Source organism: Klebsiella sp. 141161, from assembly GCF_050600815.1.
GTDB classification, from domain to species: domain Bacteria; phylum Pseudomonadota; class Gammaproteobacteria; order Enterobacterales; family Enterobacteriaceae; genus Klebsiella; species Klebsiella aerogenes.
In genome coordinates this window covers 80,981-95,142 of record NZ_JAQIRN010000010.1, presented here as the reverse complement: position 1 = coordinate 95,142, position 14,162 = coordinate 80,981, and the positions used below count along the sequence as shown (strand labels likewise).

Below are 14,162 nucleotides of genomic sequence, written 5' to 3'. Positions count from 1 at the left end.
CCCTTAGTTTTTGCGGAACATTTTCAGCATGCGCTGAGTGACGGTGAAACCACCAAAAATATTAATGCTGGCGATCAGCACCGCGATAAAGCTCAAGAAGCTGACCCAGCCGCCGTGCCCTATCTGCAGCAATGCCCCAACGACAATAATCCCTGAAATGGCGTTGGTTACCGACATGAGCGGCGTGTGCAGCGCGTGCGACACGTTCCACACCACGTAGTAGCCGACTACGCAGGAGAGCGCGAAGACGGTAAAGTGACCAAGAAACTCTTTCGGCGCGACGTTCGCCAGCCAGCCAAAGAGGATAATCGCCAGCGCCATCAGCGCGTATTTACGCCACGGCGAGCCAGGTTTTGCCTCTTCTTTTGGCGCTTCGACGGTTTTCGTCGCCGCCTGAGGCTGCGCGGATACCTGAATCGGCGGTGCCGGCCAGGTAATTTCGCCCTCGCGGACCACGGTAACGCCACGTACCACCACATCGTCGAAATCGATGGTGATATTCCCGTCTTTATCCTTGCACAGCAGCTTCAGCAGGTTTACCAGGTTAGTGCCGTAGAGCTGAGAAGATTGCGTCGGCAGACGACCCGGCAGGTCGGTATAACCGATAATTTTCACGCCATTAGCGGTGGTCACGACTTCGCCCGGCACGGTATATTCACAGTTGCCGCCGTTTTGCGACGCCAGGTCGACGACTACGCTGCCCGACTTCATGGAGTCAACCATTTCGCGGGTAATTAGCTTCGGCGCCGGTTTACCCGGGATCAGCGCGGTGGTGACAATGATATCGACATCTTTAGCCTGTGCGGCGAACAGCGCCATTTCGGCTTTGATAAAGGCTTCAGACATGACTTTGGCATAACCGTCGCCGCTGCCCGCTTCTTCTTTAAAGTCCAGTTCAAGGAACTCGGCGCCCATACTCTGCACCTGTTCTTTCACTTCCGGACGGGTATCGAAGGCGCGGACGATGGCGCCGAGGCTGTTCGCCGCGCCGATCGCCGCGAGGCCGGCAACGCCTGCGCCGATTACCATCACCTTCGCCGGCGGTACTTTACCTGCCGCTGTGATCTGCCCGGTAAAGAAACGACCGAATTCGTGCGCCGCTTCGACAATCGCGCGATAACCAGCGATGTTGGCCATCGAACTCAGCGCATCTAACGACTGGGCGCGGGAAATACGCGGCACCGAGTCCATCGCCATCACGTTGATACCGCGAGCGGCCAGCTTTTCCATGAGATCCGGATTCTGCGCCGGCCAGATGAAACTCACCAGCGTAGTGCCCGGGTTGAGCTTCGCAATTTCCGCATCGCTCGGCGCATTAACCTTGAGGATGACGTCGGAGTGCCAGACGTTATCCGCGCTGACGATTTCCGCGCCCGCCTGTTCGAAGGCTTCATCGTCGAAGCTCGCCAGTTTCCCGGCTCCGCTCTCGACCGCCACGCTAAACCCGAGCTTAAGCAGCTGCTCGACCGTCTTCGGCGTCGCAGCGGCCCGGGTTTCCTGAGCTAAGCTCTCTTTTGGTATCCCAATTCGCATAGTTTTCCCTTCCATCGGTTTTTGATGATGGTTTATTTTTTTCACAAATGCGCCAGCGGCGGCGCAAAAACGCCGCACAGGTATTCATCTGGAAAATGAAACAGTAACAAACTTTTTATAACCTACTGAAAATACCGATTGTGATCTACATCGTTAAAACAGAATTTTTGATTTTATTGAGAAAAATTAGTCCTGACTGCGTCAGGCAGCAATATTTGCCTTAATTTTATGCCAGAACCTGATAATTCGCTTACCTTTGGGATTAATTCGCCATTTATTACCGCCAGTATCATTGCATTAACATTACGTTAACTTATAAAAGTGATATTGATTATCGATTTTGCTGTTCAAGGGGCTGTTTTTTCAACATATCTGTATTTGTTATATTTTTGTAACGAACGATTCGGGCGGGAAGTGAAAAATGACGCAGACAGTTACGTTGTTTAAATGCAATAATCACCTGTTTTCAGTCAACAACAATACCAGTACATGGTTTGCGCAAGGCAAAGGATTATTTTTATGAAGCTTAAGAACACACTCCTGGCGTCTGCTCTTCTGGCTACCACCGCGTTGTCTGCCCATGCAGCGACCGAGCTGACTCCGGAGCAAGCGGCAGCGCTGAAGCCCTATGACCGCGTCGTCGTCACTGGCCGTTTTAACGCGATTGGCGATGCCGTACAGGCGGTTTCCCGTAAGGCGGATAAAGATGGCGCAGCTTCCTTTTATGTTGTCGACACCTCAGATTTCGGCAACGGCGGCAACTGGCGCGTAACGGCGGATTTTTATAAAGAAAACGCCCCGCAGGCGGATACCCCGAAAAACCGTATTATTAACGGCGTGATGGAACTGCCGAAAGATCAGGCCGTCGCGCTGATGCCATATGACACAGTGACCGTGCAGGGCTTCTATCGTAGCCAGCCGGAAGTCAACGACGCCATCGCCAAAGCGGCAAAAGCTAAAGGCGCGTATGCTTTCTTCATCGTCCGCCAGGTTGACGCCAACCAGGGCGGCAACCAGCGCATCACCGCTTATATTTATAAAAAGGATGCGCAGAAGCGCGTACTGCAGAGCCCGGATGCGATTCCTGCTGATTCTGAAGCCGGTCGCGCCGCTCTGGCGAAAGGCGGCGAAGCGGCTAAAAACGTCGAAATCCCAGGCGTGGCCTCCTCTGCTGCGGTCGGCGCAGGTACCGGCGTAGGTCTGTTCTACGAAACCCAATCGTCGAAAGGCGGACGTTACACTGTCACCCTGCCGGACGGCACGAAAGTTGAAGAGGTGAACAAAATCACCGCCGCGCAGATGGTGCCGTTTGATAGCATCAAATTCACCGGTAACTATGGCAACATGACGGAAATCTCCTATCAGACCGCGAAACGCGCGGCCAAGAAAGGGGCGAAATATTACCACATCACCCGCCAGTGGCAGGAACGTGGCGGTAATATCACCATCAGCGCCGACCTGTATAAGTAATCGGTTTCAGCTGCTCAAAAAGGCGACATCACGTCGCCTTTTTGCATTTTTTCGCCCGCCGCCATTGCATGCGTACAAGACACTCCGTAAAATCCCGCGCCTTAGCGTAATCCTCCATTTTTATGCGATTTCGCCAAATAAATATTCTTAATTCACTGTTGCCACCTCGGGAATACAATGGAAAAGAAACTGGGCCTTAGCGCCCTGACCGCACTGGTACTCAGCTCCATGCTGGGCGCGGGCGTTTTCAGTTTGCCGCAAAACATGGCTGCCGTTGCCAGCCCATCCGCTCTGCTTATCGGCTGGGCCATCACCGGCGTCGGGATTTTATTCCTCGCTTTCGCCATGCTATTGCTGACCCGAATCCGTCCGGAACTGGACGGCGGTATCTTTACCTATGCTCGCGAAGGTTTTGGCGAACTGATCGGTTTCTGTTCCGCCTGGGGTTACTGGCTGTGCGCGGTGATTGCCAATGTCTCCTACCTGGTAATCGTCTTCTCGGCCCTGAGTTTCTTCACCGATACGCCGGAGATGCGTATTTTTGGTGACGGTAACACCTGGCAGGCGATCGTCGGCGCGTCCGTGCTGCTATGGGTGGTGCATTTTCTGGTGTTGCGTGGGGTCCAGACCGCGGCAGGCATTAACCTGGTGGCGACGCTGGCTAAACTGTTGCCGCTCGGCGCTTTCGTAGCGCTGGCCGCTATCGCGTTCCGGCTCGATACTTTCCGCCTCGATTTCAGCGGTATCGCGCTCGGCGTACCGGTATGGGAACAAGTGAAAAACACCATGCTGATCACCCTGTGGGTATTTATCGGCGTGGAGGGCGCAGTAGTAGTCTCTGCTCGCGCCCGTCATAAGCGCGACGTTGGTCGCGCGACGCTACTGGCGGTGGTCTCGGCGCTGGCGGTTTATCTGCTGGTCACCCTGCTGTCGCTGGGCGTTGTCGCCCGCCCAGAACTGGCTGAAATGCGCAACCCGTCGATGGCTGGCCTGATGGTCAAGATGATGGGGTCATGGGGCGAGATAGTGATCGCCGCGGGATTAATTATCTCCGTCTGCGGCGCCTATTTAAGCTGGACCATTATGGCCGCCGAAGTGCCGTATCTGGCGGCGACGCACAAAGCGTTCCCGCGCCTGTTTGCCAAAACCAATAAGAATAATGCGCCCTCTTCCTCGCTGTGGTTGACCAACATCAGCGTGCAGATTTGTCTTGTGCTGATTTGGCTTACCGGATCTGACTACGGTACCCTGCTAACCATCGCCTCAGAAATGATTCTGGTGCCCTATTTCCTCGTCGGCGCTTTCCTGCTTAAGATTGCCGTGCGTCCTTTACACAAAGCCGTGGGTGTCGGCGCGTGCGTTTATGGCTTATGGTTATTGTATGCGTCCGGTCCTGTGCATTTGCTATTGTCGGTGGTACTTTACGCTCCGGGTCTTCTGGTTTTCCTGTACGCCCGCCGTACGCACCAGCACGATCGCATGCTCAAACGCCGTGAAATGGCATTAATTGGTTTTTTGCTGGTTGCCGCCGTTCCGGCAACGTGGATGCTGGTGGGGTAAGCGGTTGCCCTACCGCTGAACTTGAAAGGAGATACCCATGGCTGAAGCACAGCCTCGTCCGGTCCTGATCACGGGAGCAGGCCGCCGTATCGGCCTCGCTCTGGCACACCATTTTTTAAACCAGCAGCAACCGGTGATCGTCAGCTATCGCCAGCATTATCCTTCGATTGACACCCTGCGCGAAGCCGGCGCGGTGTGTCTGCAGGCTGATTTCAGCAGCGACGACGGTATTCTTACCTTCGCGGAAGCGGTGAAAGCGCAGACCAACGGCCTGCGCGCGATTATTCATAACGCCAGTGATTGGATGGCGGAGAAACCGGGCGTGTCGTTATCCACGGTGATATCGCGGATGATGCAAATTCATGTCCACGCGCCCTATCTGCTTAACCACGCGCTGGAGAGCCTGCTGCGCGGTTTTGGCCACGCGGCCAGCGATATTATTCATATTACCGACTACGTAGTGGAACGCGGCAGCGATAAGCATATCGCCTATGCCGCCAGTAAAGCGGCGCTTGATAATATGACCCGCTCTTTCGCCCGTAAGCTGGCCCCGGAAGTAAAGGTCAACGCTATCGCGCCATCGCTGATTATGTTCAACGAGCATGATGACGCTGAATATCGTAAGCAGGCGCTGGATAAATCGCTGATGAAAATCGCACCGGGTGAAAAAGAGATTATCGACCTCATCGATTATCTGTTCACCAGTTGCTACGTCACCGGCCGCTCTTTCGCTGTCGACGGCGGCCGACCGCTGCGCTAGTGGAAACGGCTCCATCCGAGGATGAGCAGCCAGGCCGCCAGACTCCAGCAGATCACCGCGCCTGCCAGCGCGTAAGGCAGGCGCATTACGCCAGTGAAGTACCATAACGAAAGTAAGTAGATAAAATACGGGATGATTGACCACATACCGAAGACAATAGTCGTGCGTAGCGCTTCAATGCCACGCTCACTGGCGACGATATAGTGGGCAATAAGCGCGAAGGTCGGAAATAACGGAATTAAGCCGGCAATATAGTAATTTTTGGTTTTTGACAGTACGCCTATCAGTACCACCACCAGCGCTCCCAGCAGCGCTTTAATCAACAGCCCCATTTTATGCCTTAACATTTGAACAACAATTTCTACCAGCATAACGGAAGAACATTTGTTTATGAAAGATTAATGGCAGGCAATTTGCGGGCGGTGTATGTTAGCTTTTTAATTTATACGCGTAAGATATGAATAAGATCGTTTTTGTTGAGGATGAGCCCGAAGTTGGCGCGCTTATCGCCGCCTATCTGGGAAAACATGATATGGACGTGGTTGTTGAGCCGCGCGGCGACCGGGCCGAAGAGGTTATTGCTCGTGAACAACCCGATCTGGTACTGCTGGATATCATGCTGCCTGGCAAAGACGGGATGACGCTGTGCCGCGACCTGCGCAGCCAGTGGCAGGGTCCGATCGTGTTGCTGACCTCGCTCGATAGCGATATGAACCATATTCTGTCGTTGGAGATGGGCGCCAGTGATTACATCCTCAAAACCACCCCACCTGCGGTGCTGCTGGCCCGCTTGCGTTTGCATCTGCGCCAGCACGTGGCTTCGCCGTCGATGCCAGCTCCCGCAACCCTGACGCCGCATAAAGCCATTGTTTTTGGTTCGCTGTCGATCGACCCGGTTAACCGTCAGGTATTGCTCGGCGGCGACAACGTGGCTTTATCCACCGCCGATTTCGACCTGCTGTGGGAACTGGCGACCCATGCCGGGCAGATTATGGATCGCGATGCGCTGTTGAAAAATCTCCGCGGCGTCAGCTACGACGGCATGGATCGCAGCGTCGATGTCGCGATTTCACGCCTGCGTAAAAAGCTGCTCGACAACGCCACCGAGCCCTACCGCATCAAGACGGTGCGCAACAAAGGCTATCTGTTTGCCCCGCACGCCTGGGATAATTAATCCGCGTCAGGAATAGACCGACATCACACCGTGTAGTCGGTCTTGAAATTCAGCGTATTTCTCTCTGAATGCCATTTCGTCGTTTTCGTCATACCAGCGTACGATCTCACCGCTGGCGAGGAAATGATCCAGTAGTTCGCCGCTCGCCTGAATCCATTGCGGTAAACCATCGACCTGTAGACTCCAGCCTCCCGGATGATAATGGATGAAATCGTTACGCAGCTGGTGAAGCTTGCCCACCGCCACCGTACAGACTTCGCTGGGTGTGAAGGCGCTGCTCTCCCTCGTCGCACGGTATAGCGCCATGAAGGACGGCAGCTGCAGTTTATTGATGTTGGAGAAATCGTCGTTACAGATTTGCTGGAAGATTTCTTGTGTCGACGCTTTACCGTCGGCCAGGTAGACCTGAAAGTCATTGCCCTGACACAGCGCCAACACCATCGCGTTCTGCAGGATGCTGTGCCAGCCGGTAATCACCCACTTCCACTGATAAGGGTCGGCGATCGCCTGCATATGGCTCAGGACCATATCGAAGGTTTTTAAAATCTCAACATCATTATCAGTATGCAAATACACGGGCTTAGTCATCTGGCGCTCTCCATCATTTTTGGGGCGCTTAAATTAACAGAGAGGCTGGCACCTGACAGGCCGGGGAAATGGCACAATACGGCTATCGGTCATTTGGCCTGGCGCGTCGGTGAGAACTTTGCCGAGCGGGATCCTTCTCCTGTAGAATCTTTTGATGCAAGATAACCCAGTTAATGACCGGTGATGATTAATGAAAAAACTGTTTGTGCAGTTTTACCTTTTACTGTTCGTCTGCTTCCTGGTCATGACCATGCTGGTCGGCCTGGTGTATAAATTCACCGCCGAGCGCGCCGGACGCCAGTCGCTGGACGATCTGATGAAAAGCTCGCTCTATCTGATGCGCAGCGAACTGCGCGAGATCCCGCCGCGCGACTGGAGCAACACGCTGAAAGAGCTGGACCTCAACCTCTCTTTCGATCTGCACATTGAACCGTTAAGCAAGTTCAAGCTCTCGGAAAGCTCGATGCAGCATCTGCGCGCGGGCGATATCGTGGCGCTGGACGATCAGTACACCTTTATTCAACGCATCCCGCGCAGCCATTACGTCCTGTCGGTCGGCCCGGTGCCCTATCTCTATTTTTTGCATGAGATGCGCCTGCTGGACGTCGCGCTGATGGCGTTTATCGCTATTTCACTGGCTTTCCCGGTGTTTATCTGGATGCGTCCGCACTGGCAGGATATGTTGCGTATCGAAACCGCCGCACAGCGCTTCGGCGAAGGCCATTTTAGCGAGCGCATCCATTTCGATAGCATGTCGAGCTTCGAGCGACTCGGCGTGGCCTTTAACCAGATGGCGGATAATATCAACGCCCTGATAGCCAGTAAAAAACAGCTTATTGACGGTATCGCCCATGAACTACGCACGCCGCTGGTGCGCCTGCGCTATCGCCTGGAGATGAGCGAAAATCTGACCGAGGCCGAGTCGCTGGCTCTCAACCGCGATATCGGGCAACTAGAAGCGCTGATTGAAGAACTGCTCACCTACGCGCGCCTCGATCGCCCGCAGAACGAACTCAACCTGACTACCCCGGATTTCCCGGCCTGGATCCGCGCGCACGTCGAGGATATACAACTGGTCAATCCGCAGCGTGAAGTCGCGTTGCGCCAGCTTACGGAGGGCGACTACGGCGCGCTGGATATGCGTTTAATGGAGCGCGTGCTGGATAACCTTGTTAATAATGCCCTGCGCTACAGTCAGCAACATATTCAGATTGGCCTGTCGCTGGCCGGTTCAAGGGCGACGCTGCGAGTGGAAGATGATGGCCCGGGTATCGCCCTTGAAGAACGCGAACGGGTATTCGAGCCGTTTGTCCGTCTCGATCCCAGCCGCGATCGCGCCACCGGCGGCTGCGGCCTGGGGCTGGCGATTGTACACAGTATTGCTCAGGCGATGGCCGGTGAAGTCCACTGCGACGAAAGCTCGCTCGGCGGCGCGGCATTCATTTTCAGCTGGCCCATTTACCACCAGCTTCCCGCTTTTACCTCTGCTTAGCTGAACTTGCGCAGGCGTCGCGGCCTGCGTATAGTTTATACTCAAACAGTATGTTGTAACTAAGGCGGTAATCATGGCTAGCTACGACCTCGTTGCGCGCTTAAATGACACCTTTCGTGAGCTTGAGCGCGAACTACAAACCTTCAAAGCGTCGCTGAGCCGCTGCCGTCTGCTGGCGGCGCGGGTTTTCGAATTGCCGGCGGTGAGCAAAGAGGCGGAGCACGCGCCGCTGGATACCATTCAGGTCACCCAGCACGTCGGGCAAAGCGCGCTGGAGATGGCGCTCAGGCACTACAGCCATCTGTTTATACAGCAGCAGTCGGAAAACCGCAGCAGCAAGGCGGCGGTACGCCTCCCCGGGGCGATTTGCCTGGCGGTTGATACGCAACAGCAGGCGGAGTTGCTGGAGAAAATCAGCGCCATTAACGCGCTGAAAGCGGCGTTTGAGAAAATCGTCACCGTCGATTCCGGATTGCCGGCCGCCGCGCGTTTCGAATGGGTTCACCGCCATCTGCCCGGCCTGATTACCCTTAGCGCCTATCGTACCCTGACGCCGCTGCTCGACCCCAGCACCATCCGCTTCGGCTGGGCCAATAAGCATGTGATTAAAAATCTGACCCGCGATGAAGTATTAATGCAGCTAGAGAAGAGCCTGCAATCGCCGCGCGCGGTGCCGCCCTGGACCCGCGAACAGTGGCAAAGCAAGCTGGAAAGGGAATTTCAGGATATCGCCGCCCTGCCGCAGCGGGCAAAATTGAAAATAAAACGCCCGGTCAAGGTACAGCCGATTGCCAGAGTGTGGTATGCCGGAGAGCAGAAGCAGGTGCAGTACGCCTGCCCCGGCCCGCTAATTGCGCTTATCTCCGGCACGCATGGGGTAAGCGTGCCGGATCTCGGCGAACTTTTGAATTACGATGCCGATAACGTGCAGTACCGCCACAAGCCGCAGGCGCAGTCGTTACGATTACTGATCCCGCGTCTGCATTTATGGCTGGCTAGCGAGTAGCAAGGCTGCCAACCATATCCTGCGGGCGCACCCAGCTATCGAATTCGGCTTCCGTCAGGTAACCAAGCGACAGCGCCGCGGCTTTCAGCGTCAGCCCTTCATGGTGCGCTTTTTTGGCGATCTCCGCCGCTTTATCGTAGCCGATATGGGTATTGAGCGCGGTCACCAGCATCAGCGACTCATTAAGCAACTGGCCGATCCGCTCGCGGTTTGGCTCAATGCCCACCGCGCAGTGCTCATTAAAGCTCTCCATACCGTCCGCCAGCAGGCGTACCGACTGCAGGAAGTTGTGGATGACCATTGGCCGATAGACGTTAAGCTCAAAGTTGCCTGACGCGCCGCCGATATTCACCGCCACGTCGTTACCCATCACCTGACAGCACAACATGGTCAACGCTTCGCACTGCGTCGGGTTGACTTTGCCGGGCATAATGGAGGATCCCGGTTCGTTCTCCGGAATGGCGATTTCCCCTATGCCACAGCGCGGCCCGGAGGCCAGCCAGCGCACATCGTTGGCGATTTTCATCAGCGAAGCCGCCAGCCCTTTCAGCGCGCCGTGGGCATGAACCAGCGCATCCACGGTGGCCAGCGCTTCAAATTTATTGGGCGCGGTGACGAACGGTAGCCCGCTAAGCGACGCCAGTTCCGCCGCCACCCGCACCGCATATTCCGGGTGCGTATTCAAGCCGGTACCAACCGCCGTACCGCCCAGCGCCAGCTCAGCGAGATGCGGCAGGCTGTGTTCAATATGCCGGAGATTATGTTCCAGCATCGCGACCCAACCGGAGATCTCCTGCCCTAACGTCAGCGGCGTAGCGTCCTGCAAGTGAGTGCGGCCAATTTTAACAATGTCACCGAAGGCCAGCGACTTTTCCTGTAGCGTGTCCCGCAGCACCTGTAGCTGTGGGAGTAGCTTTTCGCGCAGCGCGATTAGCGCCGCGACGTGCATCGCTGTTGGAAAAACATCATTCGAGCTCTGGCTTTTATTGACGTCATCATTGGGGTGGATTTTGCGCGCCATGCCGCGCTCGCCGCCAAGCAACTCGCTCGCACGGTTAGCCAGTACTTCGTTCATATTCATGTTGCTTTGGGTACCGGAGCCGGTTTGCCAGATAGCTAACGGAAACTCCTGCGCATGCTTGCCGGCGAGGACTTCATCCGCGGCGGCGATGATGGCGCCCGCTTTGTCCGCCGCCAGCAGGCCCAGGTCCTGGTTCACCTTCGCCGCCGCGCGCTTGGTCAGCGCCAGCGCGTAGATCAGTTCACCAGGCATTTTCTCCGTTGAGATACGGAAATGCTCAAGCGAGCGCTGGGTCTGCGCGCCCCAAAGTTTATCGGCCGGGACGTCGATGGCGCCCATCGAGTCTTTTTCACTGCGATGCGTTGTCATTACTTTCTCCTTGGATTCAAAGTGCGTCATAGCGACAAGCTCACCTGCTTAAAGGATTAAGTATTAACCAGAATTATTAGTTGTTTTAGTCGTTCGTGCCGCTAAAGCGGCCCAAACAAAAACCGCCCCGAAGGGCGGTGTCGTTTACTTCACGCAGCGCGAGCACTGCGATGTCTGGATCTGCTGGAAGAAGTCGTTACCTTTATCATCAACGAGGATAAAGGCCGGGAAATCTTCCACTTCGATTTTCCAGATAGCTTCCATTCCCAGCTCCGGATAAGCCACGCACTCAAGGCTGCGGATACTCTGCTGCGCAAGAACCGCCGCCGGGCCGCCGATACTACCGAGATAGAAACCGCCGTGTTTGTGGCAGGCATCGGTCACCTGCTGGCTACGGTTACCCTTGGCCAGCATGATTTTACTCGCACCATGCGATTGCAACAGATCGACATACGAGTCCATGCGGCCAGCGGTCGTCGGCCCCAGAGAACCGGAGGCGTAACCATCCGGCGTCTTCGCCGGGCCGGCGTAGTAGATAGGGTGATCTTTGACATACTGCGGCAGCGCTTCGCCATTATCAATAAGCTCTTTCAGCTTGGCATGGGCAATATCACGAGCCACGATGATTGTGCCGCTCAGCGACAGACGAGTCGACACCGGATACTGCGACAGCAGCGCCAGGATCTCGCTCATCGGCTGATTGAGGTTCACCTTCACGGCTTCGCCTTCACCGGCCTGGCGCAGATGTTCAGGGATATATTTCCCTGGGTTGCTCTCCAGTTTCTCCAGCCAAATGCCGTCGCGGTTGATTTTAGCTTTGATGTTACGGTCGGCAGAACAGGAGACCCCCATCCCCACCGGACAGGACGCGCCGTGACGCGGCAGGCGGACCACGCGGATATCGTGGGCGAAGTATTTGCCGCCAAACTGCGCGCCGAGGCCGAGGTTCTGCGCTTCCAGCAGCAGCTCTTGCTCCAGCTGCACATCGCGGAACGCCTGGCCATGTTCGTTACCTTCGGTCGGCAGGCCATCGTAGTATTTGGTCGAGGCCAATTTCACCGTCTTCAGCGTGGCTTCCGCAGAGGTGCCGCCAATCACAAAGGCGATATGGTACGGCGGACAAGCTGCGGTACCGAGAGTGCGCATCTTCTCGACGAGGTAGTTTTTCAGCTTCGCCGGGGTGATTAACGCTTTCGTTTCCTGGTAGAGATACGTTTTGTTCGCGGAGCCGCCGCCCTTGGCGATACAGAGGAATTTATACTCATCGCCATCGGTAGCATAAAGATCGATCTGCGCCGGCAGGTTGGTACCGGTGTTGACCTCTTTATACATGTCCAGCGGCGCGTTCTGCGAGTAACGCAGATTGTCCTGGATATAGGTGTTGTACACGCCCTGCGCCAGCGCGGCTTCATCGCCGCCGCCGGTCCATACGCGCTGTCCCTTTTTCCCCATAATGATCGCGGTGCCGGTGTCCTGACAGGTCGGCAGAATGCCTTTGGCGGCGATATCGGAGTTACGCAGGAATTGCAGCGCGACGTATTTGTCGTTTTCGCTGGCTTCCGGGTCGTTGAGGATATCCGCGACCTGCTGCTGGTGTGCCGGGCGGAGCATAAAGGAGGCGTCGTGGAACGCGTGTTGGGCCAGTAAGGTTAGCGCCTGAGGTTCAACCTTCAGAACTTCCTGGCCGGCGAATTCGGCGACGGAGACGTAATCACTGCTGAGGAGATAATACTCGGTGTCATCCTTTTTAAGTGGAAAAGGATCCTGATAAACAAACGGTTTGTTCGACATTGTACTCTCACTTACTGCTTGGCTGATTATGTTTCAGGCAGACACTCCATTTGCCTGTAGAAAAGCGAGTCGATCAATCTTACACAATTTTTTAACAAAAACTGAGACAAGGACGACTTTTTCTTTCAGCAGTTGCTTCTCGACGATTTGTTGGTTTAATAGAGCCAACATTTTTATGTGGAAACAGGGATTGAGAATGCAGAAGCTCATTAACTCAGTGCAAAACTATGCATGGGGAAGTCACACCGCGTTAACCGACCTTTACGGTATCGCCAATCCGGACAACCTGCCGATGGCGGAACTGTGGATGGGCGCTCACCCAAAAAGCAGTTCGCGGGTCCTTAACGCCGACGGCCAGCCGCAGTCGCTTCGCGAGGTCATTGAGGCCGATAAAAATGCCCTCCTCGGCGCTAACGTCGCAGAGCGTTTTGGCGAACTGCCGTTCTTGTTCAAGGTACTGTGCGCCGCCCAGCCGCTCTCCATCCAGGTTCACCCGAACAAACGCGCGTCGGAAATTGGCTTTGCCAAAGAGAACGCCGCGGGTATTCCGCTGGATGCCGCCGAGCGTAACTATAAAGATCCCAACCATAAGCCGGAACTGGTCTTCGCCCTGACGCCGTTCCTCGCCATGAACGCGTTCCGCGAATTTAATGAAATTGTCGCGCTGCTGCAGCCGGTTGCCGGGGCGCATCCGGCAATTGGCGAATTCATTCAACAGCCGGATGCCGGGCGTTTAAGCCAGCTGTTCGCCAGCCTGCTGAATATGAAAGGTGAGGAAAAAGCGCATGCGCTCAGCGTGCTGCAAAACGCCCTCGACCGCCAACAGGGCGAACCGTGGCAGACCATTCGTTTGATCGCTGAATTCTACCCGGATGACAGCGGCCTCTTCTCCCCGCTGCTGCTCAACGTGGTGAAACTGAACCCTGGCGAAGCGATGTTCCTGTTCGCCGAGACCCCGCACGCCTACCTGCAGGGTGTCGCGCTGGAAGTGATGGCCAATTCGGATAACGTGCTGCGCGCCGGTCTAACGCCGAAGTACATCGATATTCCGGAACTGGTGGCGAACGTGAAATTTGTCGCCAAACCTGCCTCTGAGCTGCTGACTCAGCCGGAACAACACGGCAGCGAGCTGGATTTCCCAATCCCGGTCGATGATTTCGCCTTCTCGTTGCACGAGCTGTCCAGTAATGAGGACTCTCTGGCGCAAGAGAGCGCCGCGATTTTGTTCTGCGTGGAAGGCGAAGCGACGCTACGTAAAGGCGAGCAGCGCCTGACCCTGCAGCCGGGTGAATCGGCGTTTATCGCCTGCAACGAATCACCGGTACTGGTCAGCGGCCAGGGTCGTCTGGCGCGCGTGTTCAATAAGCTTAAGTAAGTTACTGAACTTTTAATCCGCAG

Annotated in this window: 12 protein-coding genes; 7 read left to right on the top strand and 5 right to left on the bottom strand. The window is 55.6% G+C overall.

The annotated features are described in order from the left end of the window. Positions 1–3 precede the first annotated feature (3 nt). Positions 4–1,533 carry a Re/Si-specific NAD(P)(+) transhydrogenase subunit alpha gene (gene pntA / locus PGR79_RS21795; RefSeq protein ID WP_113374689.1) on the bottom strand — a complete coding sequence of 510 codons (1,530 nt, stop codon included), beginning with the start codon at positions 1,531–1,533 and terminating at the stop codon, positions 4–6. A gap of 519 nt (positions 1,534–2,052) precedes the next feature. Here pntA and ydgH point away from each other — a divergent pair. From ydgH to folM, 3 genes are all read left to right on the top strand, one after another. After that, positions 2,053–3,003 carry a DUF1471 family protein YdgH gene (ydgH, locus tag PGR79_RS21790; protein WP_032711543.1) on the top strand — a complete coding sequence of 317 codons (951 nt, stop codon included), beginning with the start codon at positions 2,053–2,055 and terminating at the stop codon, positions 3,001–3,003. A gap of 177 nt (positions 3,004–3,180) precedes the next feature. Next, on the top strand, positions 3,181–4,563 hold the full coding sequence (locus tag PGR79_RS21785) for an amino acid permease (RefSeq protein ID WP_430922493.1): 1,383 nt from the start codon (positions 3,181–3,183) through the stop codon (positions 4,561–4,563). A 37-nt stretch (positions 4,564–4,600) separates the two neighbouring features. After that, on the top strand, positions 4,601–5,323 hold the full coding sequence (gene folM / locus PGR79_RS21780) for a dihydromonapterin reductase (RefSeq protein ID WP_113374687.1): 723 nt from the start codon (positions 4,601–4,603) through the stop codon (positions 5,321–5,323). On the opposite strand, the gene PGR79_RS21775 is transcribed toward folM, so the two are convergent. Next, positions 5,320–5,655 (bottom strand): GlpM family protein, encoded by a 336-nt coding sequence (locus tag PGR79_RS21775; protein ID WP_015366825.1) that lies wholly within the window; start codon positions 5,653–5,655, stop codon positions 5,320–5,322. The genes folM and PGR79_RS21775 overlap by 4 nt on opposite strands. 125 nt (positions 5,656–5,780) lie before the next feature. Between PGR79_RS21775 and rstA the strand changes: the two genes are divergently transcribed. Further along, positions 5,781–6,497, top strand: a complete 717-nt coding sequence (rstA, locus tag PGR79_RS21770; RefSeq protein ID WP_032707933.1) for a two-component system response regulator RstA — start codon at positions 5,781–5,783, stop codon at positions 6,495–6,497. A 6-nt stretch (positions 6,498–6,503) separates the two neighbouring features. Here rstA and PGR79_RS21765 read toward each other — a convergent pair whose 3' ends face one another. Then, positions 6,504–7,085 (bottom strand): hypothetical protein, encoded by a 582-nt coding sequence (locus PGR79_RS21765; protein ID WP_113374686.1) that lies wholly within the window; start codon positions 7,083–7,085, stop codon positions 6,504–6,506. A gap of 190 nt (positions 7,086–7,275) precedes the next feature. Between PGR79_RS21765 and rstB the strand changes: the two genes are divergently transcribed. Both rstB and tus read left to right on the top strand, forming a co-directional pair. Further along, positions 7,276–8,577, top strand: a complete 1,302-nt coding sequence (rstB, locus tag PGR79_RS21760; RefSeq protein WP_113374685.1) for a two-component system sensor histidine kinase RstB — start codon at positions 7,276–7,278, stop codon at positions 8,575–8,577. Between the two features lie 73 nt (positions 8,578–8,650). Beyond that, entirely contained in the window at positions 8,651–9,583 is a 933-nt protein-coding gene (gene tus, locus PGR79_RS21755) for a DNA replication terminus site-binding protein (RefSeq protein WP_045392408.1), read from the top strand. Here tus and fumC read toward each other — a convergent pair. Together fumC and fumA are read right to left on the bottom strand one after the other, a co-directional pair. Continuing rightward, entirely contained in the window at positions 9,573–10,973 is a 1,401-nt protein-coding gene (gene fumC / locus PGR79_RS21750) for a class II fumarate hydratase (protein ID WP_113374684.1), read from the bottom strand. The genes tus and fumC overlap by 11 nt on opposite strands. Positions 10,974–11,117: 144 nt before the next feature. Next, positions 11,118–12,764: a class I fumarate hydratase FumA gene (gene fumA, locus PGR79_RS21745; RefSeq protein ID WP_032714392.1), complete on the bottom strand. Its 1,647-nt coding sequence runs from the start codon at positions 12,762–12,764 to the stop codon at positions 11,118–11,120. A gap of 196 nt (positions 12,765–12,960) precedes the next feature. On the opposite strand from fumA, the gene manA reads away from it, so the two are divergent. Then, positions 12,961–14,139, top strand: a complete 1,179-nt coding sequence (gene manA / locus PGR79_RS21740; RefSeq protein ID WP_430922490.1) for a mannose-6-phosphate isomerase — start codon at positions 12,961–12,963, stop codon at positions 14,137–14,139. Positions 14,140–14,162 lie beyond the last annotated feature (23 nt).

Excerpts from the sequence above, each read along its gene's own strand:
- pntA (WP_113374689.1), bottom strand. The coding sequence starts at position 1,533 with ATGCGAATTGGGATACCAAAAGAGAGCTTAGCTCAGGAAACCCGGGCC.
- ydgH (WP_032711543.1), top strand. The coding sequence starts at position 2,053 with ATGAAGCTTAAGAACACACTCCTGGCGTCTGCTCTTCTGGCTACCACC.
- PGR79_RS21785 (WP_430922493.1), top strand. The coding sequence starts at position 3,181 with ATGGAAAAGAAACTGGGCCTTAGCGCCCTGACCGCACTGGTACTCAGC.
- folM (WP_113374687.1), top strand. The coding sequence starts at position 4,601 with ATGGCTGAAGCACAGCCTCGTCCGGTCCTGATCACGGGAGCAGGCCGC.
- PGR79_RS21775 (WP_015366825.1), bottom strand. The coding sequence starts at position 5,655 with ATGGGGCTGTTGATTAAAGCGCTGCTGGGAGCGCTGGTGGTGGTACTG.
- rstA (WP_032707933.1), top strand. The coding sequence starts at position 5,781 with ATGAATAAGATCGTTTTTGTTGAGGATGAGCCCGAAGTTGGCGCGCTT.
- PGR79_RS21765 (WP_113374686.1), bottom strand. The coding sequence starts at position 7,085 with ATGACTAAGCCCGTGTATTTGCATACTGATAATGATGTTGAGATTTTA.
- rstB (WP_113374685.1), top strand. The coding sequence starts at position 7,276 with ATGAAAAAACTGTTTGTGCAGTTTTACCTTTTACTGTTCGTCTGCTTC.
- tus (WP_045392408.1), top strand. The coding sequence starts at position 8,651 with ATGGCTAGCTACGACCTCGTTGCGCGCTTAAATGACACCTTTCGTGAG.
- fumC (WP_113374684.1), bottom strand. The coding sequence starts at position 10,973 with ATGACAACGCATCGCAGTGAAAAAGACTCGATGGGCGCCATCGACGTC.
- fumA (WP_032714392.1), bottom strand. The coding sequence starts at position 12,764 with ATGTCGAACAAACCGTTTGTTTATCAGGATCCTTTTCCACTTAAAAAG.
- manA (WP_430922490.1), top strand. The coding sequence starts at position 12,961 with ATGCAGAAGCTCATTAACTCAGTGCAAAACTATGCATGGGGAAGTCAC.